The sequence below is a fragment of the Paracoccus sp. MKU1 genome, from assembly GCF_001447385.1.
Classification (GTDB): Bacteria; Pseudomonadota; Alphaproteobacteria; order Rhodobacterales; family Rhodobacteraceae; genus Paracoccus.
The window spans coordinates 76,699-90,375 of the sequence record NZ_LLWQ01000215.1; the positions used below are offsets into that span (position 1 = coordinate 76,699).

Annotated in this window: 12 protein-coding genes; 9 read left to right on the forward strand and 3 right to left on the reverse strand. The window is 70.2% G+C overall.

What is annotated here, in order from left to right; translation table 11 throughout:
• Positions 1–78 precede the first annotated feature (78 nt).
• The 7 genes from AQY21_RS23070 (at position 79) to AQY21_RS23105 (ending at position 9,755) form a co-directional block, all read left to right on the forward strand.
• Positions 79–1,563: a DUF294 nucleotidyltransferase-like domain-containing protein gene (locus tag AQY21_RS23070; protein WP_238986885.1), complete on the forward strand. Its 1,485-nt coding sequence runs from the start codon at positions 79–81 to the stop codon at positions 1,561–1,563.
• Positions 1,560–1,799 carry a hypothetical protein gene (locus AQY21_RS23075; RefSeq protein ID WP_058099924.1) on the forward strand — a complete coding sequence of 80 codons (240 nt, stop codon included), beginning with the start codon at positions 1,560–1,562 and terminating at the stop codon, positions 1,797–1,799. The genes AQY21_RS23070 and AQY21_RS23075 overlap by 4 nt, the downstream gene beginning before the upstream one ends.
• Complete coding sequence (locus AQY21_RS23080) at positions 1,796–4,519, forward strand: sensor histidine kinase (RefSeq protein ID WP_058099925.1); 2,724 nt, start codon at positions 1,796–1,798, stop codon at positions 4,517–4,519. Before AQY21_RS23075 ends, AQY21_RS23080 begins: the two co-directional genes overlap by 4 nt.
• Entirely contained in the window at positions 4,491–4,856 is a 366-nt protein-coding gene (locus AQY21_RS23085) for a response regulator transcription factor (protein WP_058099926.1), read from the forward strand. Before AQY21_RS23080 ends, AQY21_RS23085 begins: the two co-directional genes overlap by 29 nt.
• Entirely contained in the window at positions 4,853–6,964 is a 2,112-nt protein-coding gene (locus AQY21_RS23090; RefSeq protein ID WP_058099927.1) for an exonuclease domain-containing protein, read from the forward strand. Before AQY21_RS23085 ends, AQY21_RS23090 begins: the two co-directional genes overlap by 4 nt.
• A 485-nt stretch (positions 6,965–7,449) precedes the next feature.
• Positions 7,450–7,911: a MarR family winged helix-turn-helix transcriptional regulator gene (locus tag AQY21_RS23100; protein ID WP_058099929.1), complete on the forward strand. Its 462-nt coding sequence runs from the start codon at positions 7,450–7,452 to the stop codon at positions 7,909–7,911.
• The gene (locus AQY21_RS23105) at positions 7,908–9,755 is read left to right on the forward strand and encodes an FUSC family protein (RefSeq protein WP_058099930.1); all 1,848 of its coding nucleotides are present in this window, start codon (positions 7,908–7,910) and stop codon (positions 9,753–9,755) included. Before AQY21_RS23100 ends, AQY21_RS23105 begins: the two co-directional genes overlap by 4 nt.
• A 9-nt stretch (positions 9,756–9,764) precedes the next feature.
• Here AQY21_RS23105 and AQY21_RS23110 read toward each other — a convergent pair whose 3' ends face one another.
• From AQY21_RS23110 to AQY21_RS23120, 3 genes are read right to left on the reverse strand one after another with little or no spacing between them, the layout of a single operon-like run.
• The gene (locus AQY21_RS23110) at positions 9,765–9,962 is read right to left on the reverse strand and encodes a DUF2783 domain-containing protein (protein WP_058099931.1); all 198 of its coding nucleotides are present in this window, start codon (positions 9,960–9,962) and stop codon (positions 9,765–9,767) included.
• Positions 9,950–11,530, reverse strand: a complete 1,581-nt coding sequence (locus AQY21_RS23115) for an FAD-dependent oxidoreductase (protein ID WP_058099932.1) — start codon at positions 11,528–11,530, stop codon at positions 9,950–9,952. The genes AQY21_RS23110 and AQY21_RS23115 overlap by 13 nt, the downstream gene beginning before the upstream one ends.
• A gap of 23 nt (positions 11,531–11,553) precedes the next feature.
• Positions 11,554–12,513, reverse strand: coding sequence for an MBL fold metallo-hydrolase (locus AQY21_RS23120; protein ID WP_058099933.1), 960 nt, complete (start codon positions 12,511–12,513; stop codon positions 11,554–11,556).
• Positions 12,514–12,661: 148 nt separating this feature from the next.
• On the opposite strand from AQY21_RS23120, the gene AQY21_RS23125 reads away from it, so the two are divergent.
• Together AQY21_RS23125 and AQY21_RS23130 are read left to right on the forward strand one after the other, a co-directional pair.
• Positions 12,662–13,375, forward strand: coding sequence for a helix-turn-helix transcriptional regulator (locus AQY21_RS23125; RefSeq protein WP_203416637.1), 714 nt, complete (start codon positions 12,662–12,664; stop codon positions 13,373–13,375).
• A gap of 85 nt (positions 13,376–13,460) precedes the next feature.
• Positions 13,461–13,676 carry a hypothetical protein gene (locus AQY21_RS23130; protein WP_058099935.1) on the forward strand — a complete coding sequence of 72 codons (216 nt, stop codon included), beginning with the start codon at positions 13,461–13,463 and terminating at the stop codon, positions 13,674–13,676.
• Position 13,677 lies beyond the last annotated feature (1 nt).

The window sequence follows — 13,677 nt, forward strand, 5'->3', positions numbered from 1 at the left end:
CGCAAGGGCAGCGCCGGGCGCGGTGACGATGTTGGGAGGGGGCGAGAGGTCCATGCGTGATTCCTCTGAGGCGACGGTTTGGCTCGCGCGGACGATGCGGCGGGGGGGCCGGCGGTGACGGCCGGCGACCGGGCGCTGCGCCACGAGCAGCGCGAGATGGTGACGCTGGTCACCGCGCGGGTGCGCGACGCCATCCTGCGCAAGCCGCATTTCGTCGATGCCGATACCGACCTGCTGACGCTGTGCGCCGAGCTGGCGGCGCGCGGCATCACCGATGCGCTGGTGCGCGACGGCGACAGGCTGGGCATCTTCACCACGACCAATCTGGTGCAGGCGATCCTGCGCGACGTGCCGCCCGCCACGCTGAAGGTGCGCGACTTCACCAGCTTCACGCCCTGGTCGGTCTCGATCGACGACGATCTCTACGACGCGATGATGCTGATGCTGCGCCACCGCATCCACCGCGTGCTGGTGCGCGAGGGCGAGGCGGTGGTCGGCATCCTCAGCCAGATGGACCTGATGGGCTTTCTGGCCAACCAGTCGCATCTGATCTCGGCCGAGATCGCCCGGGCGATGAGCCCGGCCGAGCTGGCCCGGCCCGCCGCCCAGGTCGAGGCGCTGATCCGCGTGTTGCATGAGGACGGCGTGCGCATCGAGGTCATCGCCGGGCTGGTCGGGGCGCTGAACCGGCAGATCTTTCGCCGGCTGTGGCAGATGCTGGCGCCGCAGGCCCTGCGCGAGAACAGCTGCCTGATCGTCATGGGCAGCGAGGGCCGGTCCGAGCAGATCATCCGCACCGATCAGGACAATGCGCTGATCCTGCGCGACGGCTTCGCCTTCGACGGGCTCGACCGGGTGACACAGGCCTTCACCGAGGCGCTGATCTCCTTCGGCTATCCGCCCTGTCCCGGCGGCATCATGCTGAGCCGGCCGCTGTGGTGCCAGAGCGTGCAGGCCTTCGGCGACACGCTGCGCGACTGGATCCATGGCGACGACCCCGAGGGGCCGATGAACCTGGCGATCTTTCTGGACGCGGCCGCTGTTGCCGGGGACGAAAGCCTGCTGGCCGCCTTGCGGGACCGGCTGCGGCGCATGCTGACCGGCAGCGACAGCTTTTATGCCCGTTTCGCCGCCGCGATCCGGCAGTTCGACCGCGGGGCCGAGGGCGGCTGGTGGCGTCGCCTGCCCGGCATGCGCGGTCCCGAAGCGGCCGAGATCGACCTGAAGAAGCTGGGCATATTCCCGGTCGTGCATGGCACCCGTGCCCTGGCGCTGGAATATGGCATCGCCGCGCCCGGGACCCGCGCCCGCTTGCAGGCGCTGGCCGGGGCGGGGCGCCTCGATGCCGGCCTGGCCCGCGACCTGACCGATGCGCTGCATTGCATGATGGCGCTGAAGCTGGACGGCAACCTTGCCCAGATCGCCCGCGGACAGGCGCCCGACAACAGCATCCGCCCGACCGAGCTGGGCCGGCTGGACCGCCAGGCCCTGCGCGATTCGCTGAACATCGTGCGCGACTTCAAGCAATGGCTGGGCCAGCATTACCGGCTGGACCTGCTATGAGGCGGCGCGACGGACCATCGGCGCAGGTGCTGCTGGCGCTGTGCGGCGCCGGCTTCCTGCTGTTCAACTTTCCCTTGCTGCTGATCTGGGACCAGCCGCTGACGGTGCTTGGCCTGCCGCTTCTGCCGGTGGCGCTGTTCGCGATCTGGGCGGGGCTGATCCTGGCGCTGGCCTGGGTCAGCGTGCCGCGCAGCGGGCGGGGCACCAGGGAAGCCGAGGAGGACAAGGACGGATGATCCCGCCCGGCCTCGTCCTTGCGGTCTCCTTCGGCTATCTGCTGCTGCTGGTGGCGGTGGCGGCGCATGGCGACCGCCGCGCCGATCAGGGGCGCTCGCTGATCGACAGCAGCCTGGTCTATGCGCTGTCCTGGGGGGTCTATTGCTCGGCCTGGACCTATTTCGGCAGCGTCGGCCGCGCGGCTTCGGGCGGGGTGTGGTTCCTGCCGATCTATCTGGGGCCGATGCTGGCCATGCTGCTGGCCTGGCTGGTGCTGCGCAAGATGGTGCGGATCGCGCGCAGCTACCGCATCACCTCGATCGCGGATTTCATCGCCAGCCGCTATGGCAAGAGCCCGCTGCTGGCGGCGCTGGTGACGCTGATCACCGTGGTCGGCATCCTGCCCTATATCGCCTTGCAGCTGAAGGCGGTCTCCGCCGGCTATGAGGCGCTGACCGGCGGACTGGGCCAGTCCGATGCCGCCTGGTGGCGCGACGGCACGCTTTACATGGCGCTGTCGCTGGCCGGTTTCGCCGTGGTCTTCGGCACCCGGCACCTCGACCTGTCCGAGCGGCACGAGGGCATGGTCGCCGCCATCGCCTTTGAATCCGCGGTCAAGCTTGCGGCCTTTCTGGCGGTCGGGGTTTTCGTCACCTACGGGCTTTTCGGCGGCATGGGCGACATCTGGGCGCGCGCGCAGGCCCAGCCCGACATCGCCGGCCTCCTGCGCCTGGGCGGGCAGGGGTTCGAGGGCTTCCAGGGCGCGCAATGGTTCGCGCTGACCCTGCTGTCCATGCTCTCGGTGCTGATGCTGCCGCGCCAGTTCCAGATGATGGTGGTCGAATGCGTGAACGAGCGGCATATCCTGCGCGCCTCATGGCTGTTTCCGGCCTATCTGCTGCTCATCAACATCTTCGTGCTGCCCATCGCCATCGGCGGCATGCTGATCTTTGGCGACGGCGGGGCGGGGGCGGAAAGCTACGTCCTGACGCTGCCCTTGTCGCAGGGGGCGGAATGGCTGGCGCTGCTGGCCTATCTGGGCGGGCTTTCGGCGGCGACCGGCATGATCATCGTCGAGACCGTCGCGGTCTCGACCATGGTCTGCAACGACCTGGTGATGCCGGCATTGCTGCGCGGCGGCCGCTTTGCCCGCACCGGCGGCGATCTGACCCGGCTTTTGCTGAACATCCGCCGCGCCGCGATCTTCCTGGTGCTGCTGCTCGGCTATCTGTATTTCCGCGTCGCGGGCGAGGCCTATGCGCTGGTCTCGATCGGCCTCATCAGCTTTGCCGCGGTGGCGCAATTCGCCCCGGCGCTGCTGGGCGGCATGTATTGGCGCGGCGCGACGCGGGTGGGCGCGCTTGGCGGGCTGATCGGCGGCTCGCTGGTCTGGGCCTATACGCTGATGCTGCCGTCGCTGGCGCGGTCGGGCTGGATCGGGGCGGGCTTCCTCGACGGCCCCTTCGGCCTGGCCTTCCTGGCCCCGCAACACCTGTTCGGGCTGACCGGCTTTGACGAGCTGACCCATTCGCTGTTCTGGAGCCTGACGGTCAATATCGGGCTTTACGTCGGCCTGTCGCTCAGGGGCCGCGCCTCGGCGCGCGAGGCCAGCCAGGCGCTGCTGTTCGTCGAGGTGTTCGAACGCGGAGAGGCGCAGCCGGTGTTCTGGCGCGGCCGGGCGCGGCTCGAGGATCTGCGCCGGCTTGCGGGCCGCTTCCTGGGCGCGGCGCGGGCCGAGGCGCTGTTTCGCGACCATGCGCGCGAAACCGGGACCGCGCTGGACAGCCTGACCGCCGATGCCCGGCTGGTGGACCGGGTCGAGCGCCAGATCGCCGGCGCCATCGGCACCGCCTCGGCCCGGGTCATGGTCGAATCGGCGGCGCAGGAGGAACCGCTGAGCCTGGGCGACGTGCTGGAGATCATCGACGAGGCGTCGCAGGTGCGCACCTATGCCCGCGAGCTGGAGGAGGCCACGGTCGAGCTGCGCGCCGCCAATGAAAAGCTGAAAAGCCTCGACCAGCTCAAGGACGACTTCATGTCCTCGGTCACGCATGAGCTGCGCACGCCGCTGACCTCGATCCGGGCGCTGACCGAGCTGATGCTGGACACGCCCGACATCGCGCCGCATGAGCGCGAGGAGTTCCTGAACATCATCCTGTCGGAAAGCGAAAGGCTGAGCCGGCTGGTCAACCAGGTGCTGGACCTTGCCAAGATCGAATCCGGCATGGCGGAATGGCACAATACCGACGTGGACCTGAAGGCGCTGATCGTCGCGGCCCTGCGCTCGACCGCCGAACTGTTCCGCGAACGCGGGGCCGAGGTGGCGCTGGACCTGCCCGACCGGGTACCGGCGGTGCTGGCCGATCCCGACCGGCTGACGCAGGTGCTGGTCAACCTGCTGTCGAATGCCGCGAAATTCGTCCCCGAGGGCCGCGGCCGGGTCGAGGTGGCGCTGCGCCACCGGGGCGACGAACTGGTGGTCACGGTCCGCGACAACGGCCCCGGCGTCCCGCCCGAGGACCAGGCCACGGTGTTCGAGAAGTTCCGGCAGGGCGGCGAGGCCGGAAACCGTCCGCCCGGCACCGGGCTCGGGCTTCCGATCAGCCGGCAGATCGTGGTTAATCTGGGGGGCAGGATGTGGCTGGACAGCCAGCCGGGGCAGGGCGCGTGCTTCGCCTTCAGCCTGCCGCTTCGCAGCAAGGGAGGGTCCGATGACGGAGAGGGTGCTGATCGCGGATGACGAGCCGAACATCGTCGTCTCGCTGTCCTTCATGCTGAAACGCGAGGGTTACGAGGTGCTGGTCGCGCCCGACGGCACGCAGGCGCTGGCGATGATCCGCGGCGAGCGGCCGCGGCTGGTGCTGCTGGATGCGGCCATGCCGGGCATGAGCGGCTTCGAGGTCTGCGAGGCGGTGCGCGCCGACCCCGACCTTTCCGGCATCCGCATCCTGATGCTGACCGCCAAGGGCCGCGACACCGACATCGCCCGCGGCATGGGCGCGGGCGCCGATGCCTATGTGACGAAACCCTTCTCGACCCGCGATCTGATCGTGCGCATCCGCGAGATGCTGGCATGAAGCCCGGCCCGCGCCGCCTGCTGCTTGTCGCCGCGCCGGGGCTGGCGCTGATGTTCTGGGCGCTTGGCGGTGCGGCGCTGTTCCATGCCTCGCTGCCGGTGGGGCAGGGCGCCGGGCTGGTCTCGGCGCTTGGCCCCGCGCTGCAAGCCAGCGGTGCGATCCTGTTCGGCTGGTGGCTGGCCGGGGCGGCGCTGGCGGGCTGGTGGGCGGCGCGGCTTCATGCCCGCCATGTCGAAGCCCCGGCGCGGCTGGCCGATGCGGCGCGGCTCTTGGCCGACAATGCCGATGCGCCGCGGCTGGAGACGGCCGGTCCGGCCGCCCTTGCCGCGCTGGCCGAGGCGGCGAACCGGCTGGCCGATCAGCGCCAGACCCTGCAAACCGACATGGCCCGGCTGGTGGCCGAGGCGCAGCAGAAGGTGGCGCAGGAACGCGACCAGCTTGGCGCGCTGATGGCCGAGCTGCGCCAAAGCGTGGTGGTCTGCAATCTCGACGGCCGCATCCTGCTTTACAACGACCACGCCCGCAGCCTGTTCCACCGCGTCTCGGGCGGGCAGATCGGCGGCGGGGCCGAGGTGATCGGGCTTGGCCGCTCGATCCATGCGGTGATCGACCGCGCCCTGATCGAGCATGCGCGCGAGACGGTGGACCGCCATATCGCGCGGGGCGAGGCCGCCGTTTCGGCGCAATTCGTCACCAGCACCGCCACGGGCAGCCTGCTGCATGTCGTGCTGGCGCCGGTGCGGCCGCAGGCCGGCGCGATCAGCGGCTATGTGCTGCTTCTGGACGACATCACCCAGGATTATGCCGCCCAGTCCCGCCGCGACCGCCGCCTGACCGAGCTGACCGAGGCCAGCCGCGCCTCGCTGGCCAATATGGGCGCGGCGCTGGACATGCTGGACTATCCCGACCTGGAGCCGGCCGAGCGCGACGGTTTCCATGCCATCGTCCGCGACGAGGTGGCGGCCATGGGCCAGCGTCTGGCGGCGCTGACGGCGGATGCCTCGCAAGAGATCCTGACCCGCTGGCCGCTGCAAGAGATGCTGGGCGACGACCTCTTGGCGGCCGCGGCGCAGCATGTGCTGGCGCAGACCGGGCGGGTGGCCAAGGTCGAGAACGCCGATGAGGAACTCTGGCTGCGGCTGGACAGTTTTTCGCTGATCCAGGCGCTTGGCGCGCTGGCGGGACAGTTGGTGGGGCCGCAGGGCATGCCCTCGCTGACCCTGCGGCTGGCGCCGGCCGCGACGCCGGGCTGGGCGCATCTGGATCTGGTCTGGCCGCTTGATCCGGCCGCGGGTGGCGATACCGGGGTGCAGGGCGCCGCCCGCGACATCGCCGAACGGCACGGCGGCGAATTGTGGCTGGAACAGGACCGGCCGGCCGGCCTGTCCTTCTTTCGCTTCCTGCTGCCCACCGCGGCGGCCGGACCCGAGCTCGAGGCGCTGGAGGCGCGGCCGGAATTCTATGATTTCGACCTGTTCGCGGCCAGCGATTCCAGCCGCTCGCTGGACGACCAGCCGCTGGAGCGGCTGAGCTATACCGTCTTCGACACCGAGACGACCGGCCTGAACCCCGCGCAGGGCGACGAGATCATCCAGATCGGCGCGCTGCGCATCCTGAACGGCAAGCTTCTGCGCGGCGAACGCTTCGACCAGCTGGTCGATCCGGGCCGCGAGATCCCGCCCGAATCCATCCCCTATCACGGCATCCACCCCGAGATGGTGCAGGGCCAGCCCCGCATCGCCGAGGTGCTGCCGGCATTCCACGCCTATGCCTCGGACACGGTTCTGGTCGGCCATAACGTCGCCTTCGACATGCGCTTCCTGCAATTGAAGGAGGCGGCGACCGGGCTGCGCTTCGACCAGCCGGTGCTGGACACGCTGCTTCTGGCCAGCATCGCCCAGCCGCACGAGCCCTCGCATTCGCTGGAGGCCATCGCCGCGCGGTTGGGGGTCGAGATCACCCAGCGCCACAATGCGCTGAGCGATGCGCTGGTGACGGCCGAGGTGTTCCTGCGCCTCCTGCCGCTGCTCAAGGCCCGCGGCGTCGTCACGCTGGGCCAGGCGCGCGAGGCGGCCGAGCATTCCTATTACGCCCGGCTGCGCTATTGACGGGCAGGGGGTCACAGCGCGCCGAGATTGCAGAACGGTGTCTCGGCCGCGCTGTCGTCCACGCCGGCATTGTCGGTCACCACCCGGCGTTGCCCCCGGCGTCGAAGGCCTGCCCCTCGGCCCCGTCCGCCACATAGCCATGGGCCAGAGCGCGCCGGTCCGGGATCGGGGCGCGGGCTTTCTCCTTGGCGACGACCGGCAGCCCGTTCCGGCTGCGCGGCGCACCCGTCCGGACAGGAAAGCCTCGTTCCGGGGGACGGAGCGGCGCGTGCCTCGGGTCGAGGTCGGACGGTTTCGCCAAGGCCGGACCAGGCAACGGGCAATCGGTGAGTTTGTTGTGCCGCTGCTCTATCGCCTGCCGCGCGGGCCGCATGTGCGCCCGCGCACGGTCCTGCGAAAAAATCGCCGCCGCGCCGGGATGGCCGGGATTGATTGCCTGTCAAAATAATTTGTATTACAAACTATTTTGACATACATGTATCGGCATGACGATTCATCCGACCTCTGCGCGCGACCGTTTCGGCCGCTATTTCGTGACGCTCGGCCGCCAGTGGCGGCGGGCCGTCGAACAGGCCCTGGCCCCGGCCGGGCTGACCGATGCGACCTGGGCGCCGCTCATCCATCTGGCCGAGGGCGGCGACGACATTAGCCAGACCGAGCTTGCCGCAAGGCTGGCGCTGGACGGCTCGACGCTGGTGCGGCTGCTGGATCTGCTGGAGGGCCGTGGCCTGGTCCAGCGCCGGCCCGACCCGGCCGACCGCCGCGCCCGCCGCATCCTGCTGACCGCCGCCGGCCGGGACGAGGTGGCGCGCCTGCGCCGGATGCTGGACCGGATCGAGGCCGAGCTGCTGGCCGATCTGGACGATGCCGCGCTGGACGAGATGCTGCGCCACCTGTCCCGCATCGAGGCGCGCATCGCCGACAGGCTGGCAGGCGGACAGGCATGAGCGCGGCTTGGCTGCTGCGGCGCGGCTTCGACGGGGGCAGGCTGCGCTTTGCCACCCGCACGGCGCTGGCCTGCTGCCTTGCGGTCCTGATCGCCTGGGCCATGGGGCTGGAGCATCCGCAATGGTCCGGCATGTCGGTCTGGGCGGCGGCGCAGCCCTTGCGCGGGCAATTGCTCGAAAAGGCCTTCTTCCGCTTCGCCGGCACGCTGGTCGGCACGGTGGCGGGGGTGCTGCTGGTGCTGGGGGCGCCGCTGCATCCGGGGGTCCTGGTGCTGGGGCTGGCGCTCTGGGTCGGGCTGTGCACCTGGGCCGGCAATCTCCAGCGCGGCTTTGTCGCCTATGGCACGGTGCTGGCGGGCTATTCGGCCGCCATGGTGGCGCTGCTGGATACGGCGCATCCCGACCGGGTGCTGCATCTGGGCGCCGACCGGCTGGCGACGGTGCTGACCGGGGTCGTGGTGGCGACGCTGGCCGGCTATTTCCTTGCCGGGCAGGGCGGTGTCGCCGATCTGCGCGCCCGCATCGGCGGCCTGCTGGCCGATCTGCTGCGCCATCTGGCCGGAACGGCGCCGGCCGAGGGCCCGGCGCTGTTGTCGCGCATCGCCGCGCTGGAGGAGGACCTCGATCCCCATGCCGCCGGTTCGCTGCGCTCGCGGCGCGAGGTGCGGGCCAGCCGGGCGGTGCTGCTGGCCGCCATGCCGCTGCTGCTGCGGGCCGAGGGCGCGGCGCCGGTGCCGCCGCCGCTGGCGCTGCGGCTGGCCGATGCGGCGGGAGCGCTGGATCGCGGCGATGCGGCGGCCGCCTGCCGCATCCTCGCCACCGCGATGCCCGAGGGCGATGACGACCTGTGCCGGCTGGTGCAGGCGCTGGCCCAAGCGCTGCGCGGCTGGGACGCGCCTGCCGTCCCGCCGGCTGCGGCGCCGCCGGCGGTGCTGCATCGCGACTGGATCGGCGCGCGCGAGGCCGGGCTGCGGGCCGGCGGGGCGATGCTGCTGTTCGGCCTGATCTGGCTGGCCACCGGCTGGAGCTTCGGCCCGTTCATGCTGCTGGGCCTGTCGGTGATGATCTCGCTGTTCTCGACCTTCGAGAACCCGGTCCAGATGATGCGCCATGTCAGCGCCGGGCAGGCGCTCGGCATGGTGGCGGCGATCCTGTGCCACTGGCTGCTCTGGCCCCTTGCCCGGTCCGAATTGCAGCAGATCCTGATGCTGGCGCCCTTCCTGATGCTGGCGCCGCTCTTGGCGGGACATCGCCGGACCATGCTGGCCGCCACGGATTACAGCATGATCCTGCTGCTGATGTCGCAGCCGCATCTGCCGCTGCAAGAGGGATTGCCGGACCTGCTGCTGAAGGGGCTGGCGGTCCTGGCCGCGCCGCTGACGGCCTGGGCCGGCTATCTGCTGGTCTATCCGGTCAGCCTGCAACGCCGGCAGCGGCACCTGGTGCAGATGATGCTGCGCGATCTGGCCGCGATCGCCGGCAACCCGGATGCGCTGGCGCGTCGCCGGGTCTGGCAGGCGCGGCTGTATCACCGCGCGCTGCGGCTGGTGCGGCTCTCCGAGCGGCTGGCGGGTGCCCGCGACCGGGCGCTGGCGCAGAGCCTTGCCATCCTGACCCTGGCCCATGCCGCGATGCGCTGCCACGCGCTGCTGGCCGCGCCCGACACGCCGGACCCGACCCGACGCGCGGCGGGGCTGGCCCGGCGGCGGCTGGCGCGCATCGCCCGCGACGCCGGCTGCGCCGGCCGCAGCCTCGACCGGCTGGCGCGGCGTCTGGAGGGGGCAGAGGCGCAGGCCATCCGGCAGGCGGCCTGCGGCTTGCGGCAGGTGGCGCCGGCCGTCTGACCGCGCGGCTCAGGCGGCGCGGGGCCGGGCCATCGCCATGGCCTGTTCGATCACCGCGCGCTCGCCGATATGGTTGGCCAGCAGCAGGGCGAATTTCGCCCAGAGTTTCAGGCTCTCGGCCTCGGACAGCCCGTCATGCATGGCGACCAGTTGCTCATACAGGTCGTCATGGCCGGTCAGGTTCGGGGCAAGGTTCAGTGCAGGCATGGCTTTCCTCCCTTGGCGCGCAGCAGGGCGGCCTCGACATCGGCGGGGCCGGCGGCCTTCCAGCGTGCCGCGACATATTGATCCGGGCGGACCAGGCAGGCGGCGCCCGGCGGCAGGGCAAGGCGCTCGGCGGCAAGGCCCTCGATCTCGACCAGCCGCACGCCCTGCGGCAGGGCATGCGGCCAGCCGCGCGCCAGCAGCACGAAATCGCCGCCCAGCCGCTCCAGCAGCCAGCCCCCGCCCAGCGGCGCGTCGAGCACCGGGGCACCCGGCGCCACGCCGCCTTCCCAGTCGTCGCGGTCGGGCGTGGAGAGCGGGCTTGCCGGATAGCTGACCGGCGTGGACAGCCGCCCCGAATTCACGAAGGGCCGCGCGAAGGCGTGGTCCCGCGCCAGTTCCAGCACCGCGTCGCGCAGGGCCTGGCTCGCCGCGGATTTCGGCGTCAGGAAATCGGTCGAGCGCGTCGAGTTCAGGATGTTCTCGTCCGCCGTGGCGATGGCCTCGTGGTCATAGGTCTCGATCAGCGCTTCATCCGCCTCGCCGCGCAGCACCAGGTCCAGCTTCCAGCCCAGGTTGTCGATATCGGCGAGGCCGCCATTGCAGCCCCGCGCCCCGAAGGGCGAGACCAGATGCGCGGCATCGCCGGCAAAGATCACCCTGCCGTGCACGAACCGCGCCATGCGGCGGCACTGGAAGGTATAGACCGAATACCATTCGCGCTCGAACGCGATCTCCTCGCCCAGCATGGCGCGGATGAAGGGCTCGACATTCTCGGGCCGCGTCGCCGCCTCGCGGTCGATGTTCCAGCCCAGCTGGAAGTCCAGCCGCCAGACATCGTCGGGCTGGCGGTGCATCAGCGCCGATTTGCCGGGGTTGAAGGGCGGGTCGAACCAGAACCAGCGTTCGGGCGGCATCTCGTGCTTCATGCGGATGTCGGCGATCAGGAAATTGTCCTCGAACACCCGGCCCTCGAAATCCAGGCCCATCGCTTCGCGCACCGTCGAGCGCGCGCCGTCGCAGGCGATCAGCCATTCCGCGTGCAGGCGGTAATCGCCCGCCGCGGTCGAGACCGCCAGTTCCACCCCGCCGTTGCGGGCCGAGACCGCCTCGACCCGGTGGCCCCAGCGGATCTGGACATTGGGCAGGGCGGACAGGCCGTCCAGCAGATAGTCCTCGATGTAATATTGCTGGATGTTGATGAAGCCGGGCCGCTTCTGGTCCTTCACCGGCAGCATGTCGAACCGATAGACCGGCCTGTCGCCCGCGCCCCAGAACACCTTGCCGACATTCCAGGTCACGCCCTTTCCGACCGCCCGGTCGCCGACGCCCAGCCGGTCCAGGATGTCGAGCGACCGCTTGGAAAAGCAGATCGCCTTGGAACAATGCGCGACGAAGTCCAGCCGGTTCAGCACCGTCACCTCATGCCCGCGCCGGCCCAGGTCCAGCGCCATGGCCAGGCCCACCGGCCCGGCGCCGACGATGGCGATGCGGGCGCTGTCCTGCGCCATGGCCGGGGCCGGGGTGGCGCCGATCTCCCTATAGACGGGGATGCCCTGAACGTTTGCCATGATCGTCCTCCTCCCGCCTGCGGTCAGTCCTGCAACTGCGCCCAGACCTCGCGGTCGCGCTCGGCCGTCCAGATGCGGGGATGCTCGATGCCGTCATATTCGTCCCAGAGCCGCTGCACGTCGAAGGGCAGGCAATGCTCGAAGATCGGCCAGGCGCCGAATTCGGGCGCCAGCGCGTCGCGCGTGGCCTCGAAGGCCTGTTTCAGCGCGCCGCCGGCCTTGTGGACGCGGCCGACATTCTCGATCATCCCGTTCAGGAACTTGCGGGTCTGCTCCACCGCCGCATCGGTTTCCGCCACGCCCCGCGCCACCGCGCCGCGCCCGCCGATCAGGTTCTCGGCGCGATAGGCCTTCACATTGTCCAGCGTCTGGCCGGCCCAGTCGAAGTGATAGGCGTCGCCGGTGTAAAGCGCGGCCTTGGCCTCGACCAGGTCGCCGGCATAGAGCGTCCGGCTCTTGTCATGCCAGACCACGATGTCGCCGCCGGTATGGCCGCGGCCCAGGAAGCGCAGCTCCAGCCGGCCGCGGTCGCCGCCCAGCTCGATGTCGTATTCGCGCGCAAAGGTGATGCTGGGCCAGGTCAGGCCGGGCACCTCCTCGGCGTTCTTGGCCAGGCGCGGCATGCGGCCGAATTCGCTTTTCCAGTCCTGCTTGCCGCGTTCGGCCACCAGATCGCGCGAGGCCTCGGACATGATGATGTCGCCCGCCCCGAAGGCGCTGGCGCCAAGCACGCGCACGGCGTGGTAATGCGTCAGCACCAGATAGCGCACCGGCTTGTCGGTCTGCCCGCGCAGGATCCTTAGCCAGTCGCGCGAGGCGGAGGGCGTGGCGCGCGATTCGATGGCGACGACGAAATCCTCGCCCTCGACCGCGCCCACGTTCGGATCGCCCTCGGCGGTCAGCGCATAGACGCCATCGCCCAGGATCTCCAGCGTGTCGGTTTTGGTCGCCGTGTCGGCCGACGAGGCAAACGGCTTGGTCATGTTTCTCTCTCCCGTGATTTTCGGCTAGAATGCGGTCGGGATCATTTCTAATGAAACGATCTCGGCCCGTCTGTCGGCAGGTCTAATGACATCCTGCGGGGAGGCAGCCGGCCCCGCTGCCGGAGGAAAAAGGATGTGCTCGGTCGGCTTGATCGATCCCGACCTGGCCGCGAGCCTGCTTGAGGCGCGCGATCAGGGCCTGTTCGCTACGCGGCTGCTGGAGCTTGCCCATTCAAGCTCGGGCGTCGAGGAGCTTTTCGCCTATCGCATTGATTCCGGGGCGCCGCGGGTGCTGGCTTCGACCAGCGGGCTGGGCGACGTGGCCGAGCGCGCCGGCGCCTATGCCCGGCGCTTTCACCGCAGCGACCCGGCGGCCCTGGCGCGGATCACGGCGGCGCCAAACAGCGGCTTCGTCTGCCGGGTGCCCGCCGCCGCGATCGAGCTGGGCGAATATCGCAAGCTCTGCTTCGAGCGCCCGCGATTCGTCGAGAAGATCTGCTTCGGCTGGCGCAAGGCGGATCACGCCGTGGTCGTGACCTTCTATCAGCGCCATGGCGATGCCGAGCCGGACATGGCCCGGCTGGGCGCGCTGGCGCAGCTTGCCATCACCGGGCTGACGCGGCTGTCGCAGGACACGCCGCCGCTGCTCCAGCAGGTGCGCGACCGGCTGGCCCAGGCTTATCCGAGCCTGACCGCGCGCGAACGCGAGGTCTGCGCCCGCACCCTGACCGGCCAGACCGCCCGCCAGATCGGCGAGGCACTGGCGCTGAGCGTCGGCACCGTGCTGACCTATCGCCAGCGCGCCTATCAAAAGCTGGGCATGAGCAAGTCGAACGACCTGCTGGCCGCCGTGATGGCGTGACTTGTCCATAGGGCTGTGGACAGACAGCGGCATTTCCAGAGGGCAGTTTCATTGCATTTGAAACGAATCTCTGGGAGGAGTTCACTTGTCCAAGCCCCCACGTCCCTGGGCGCGCGTGCTGCTGGCCGCGGTCCTGTTCCTGCCCACGCCGATCGTCGCCGCCCGCCCGGCGCTGGCCGGCTTTCTGGCCGATGACTGGCTGGGCGTCCCTGCCGCGGTGCTGGCGATTCCGGCCTATCTGCTGCTGTTCATCCTGATCGCGCAGTCGAATTCGGGCTTCAGCGCCCGGATGGAGGGCTGAC

Excerpts from the sequence above, each read along its gene's own strand:
- AQY21_RS23085 (WP_058099926.1), top strand. The coding sequence starts at position 4,491 with ATGACGGAGAGGGTGCTGATCGCGGATGACGAGCCGAACATCGTCGTC.
- AQY21_RS23090 (WP_058099927.1), top strand. The coding sequence starts at position 4,853 with ATGAAGCCCGGCCCGCGCCGCCTGCTGCTTGTCGCCGCGCCGGGGCTG.
- AQY21_RS23110 (WP_058099931.1), bottom strand. The coding sequence starts at position 9,962 with ATGCCTGCACTGAACCTTGCCCCGAACCTGACCGGCCATGACGACCTG.
- AQY21_RS23115 (WP_058099932.1), bottom strand. The coding sequence starts at position 11,530 with ATGGCAAACGTTCAGGGCATCCCCGTCTATAGGGAGATCGGCGCCACC.
- AQY21_RS23080 (WP_058099925.1), top strand. The coding sequence starts at position 1,796 with ATGATCCCGCCCGGCCTCGTCCTTGCGGTCTCCTTCGGCTATCTGCTG.
- AQY21_RS23075 (WP_058099924.1), top strand. The coding sequence starts at position 1,560 with ATGAGGCGGCGCGACGGACCATCGGCGCAGGTGCTGCTGGCGCTGTGC.
- AQY21_RS23105 (WP_058099930.1), top strand. The coding sequence starts at position 7,908 with ATGAGCGCGGCTTGGCTGCTGCGGCGCGGCTTCGACGGGGGCAGGCTG.
- AQY21_RS23100 (WP_058099929.1), top strand. The coding sequence starts at position 7,450 with ATGACGATTCATCCGACCTCTGCGCGCGACCGTTTCGGCCGCTATTTC.
- AQY21_RS23120 (WP_058099933.1), bottom strand. The coding sequence starts at position 12,513 with ATGACCAAGCCGTTTGCCTCGTCGGCCGACACGGCGACCAAAACCGAC.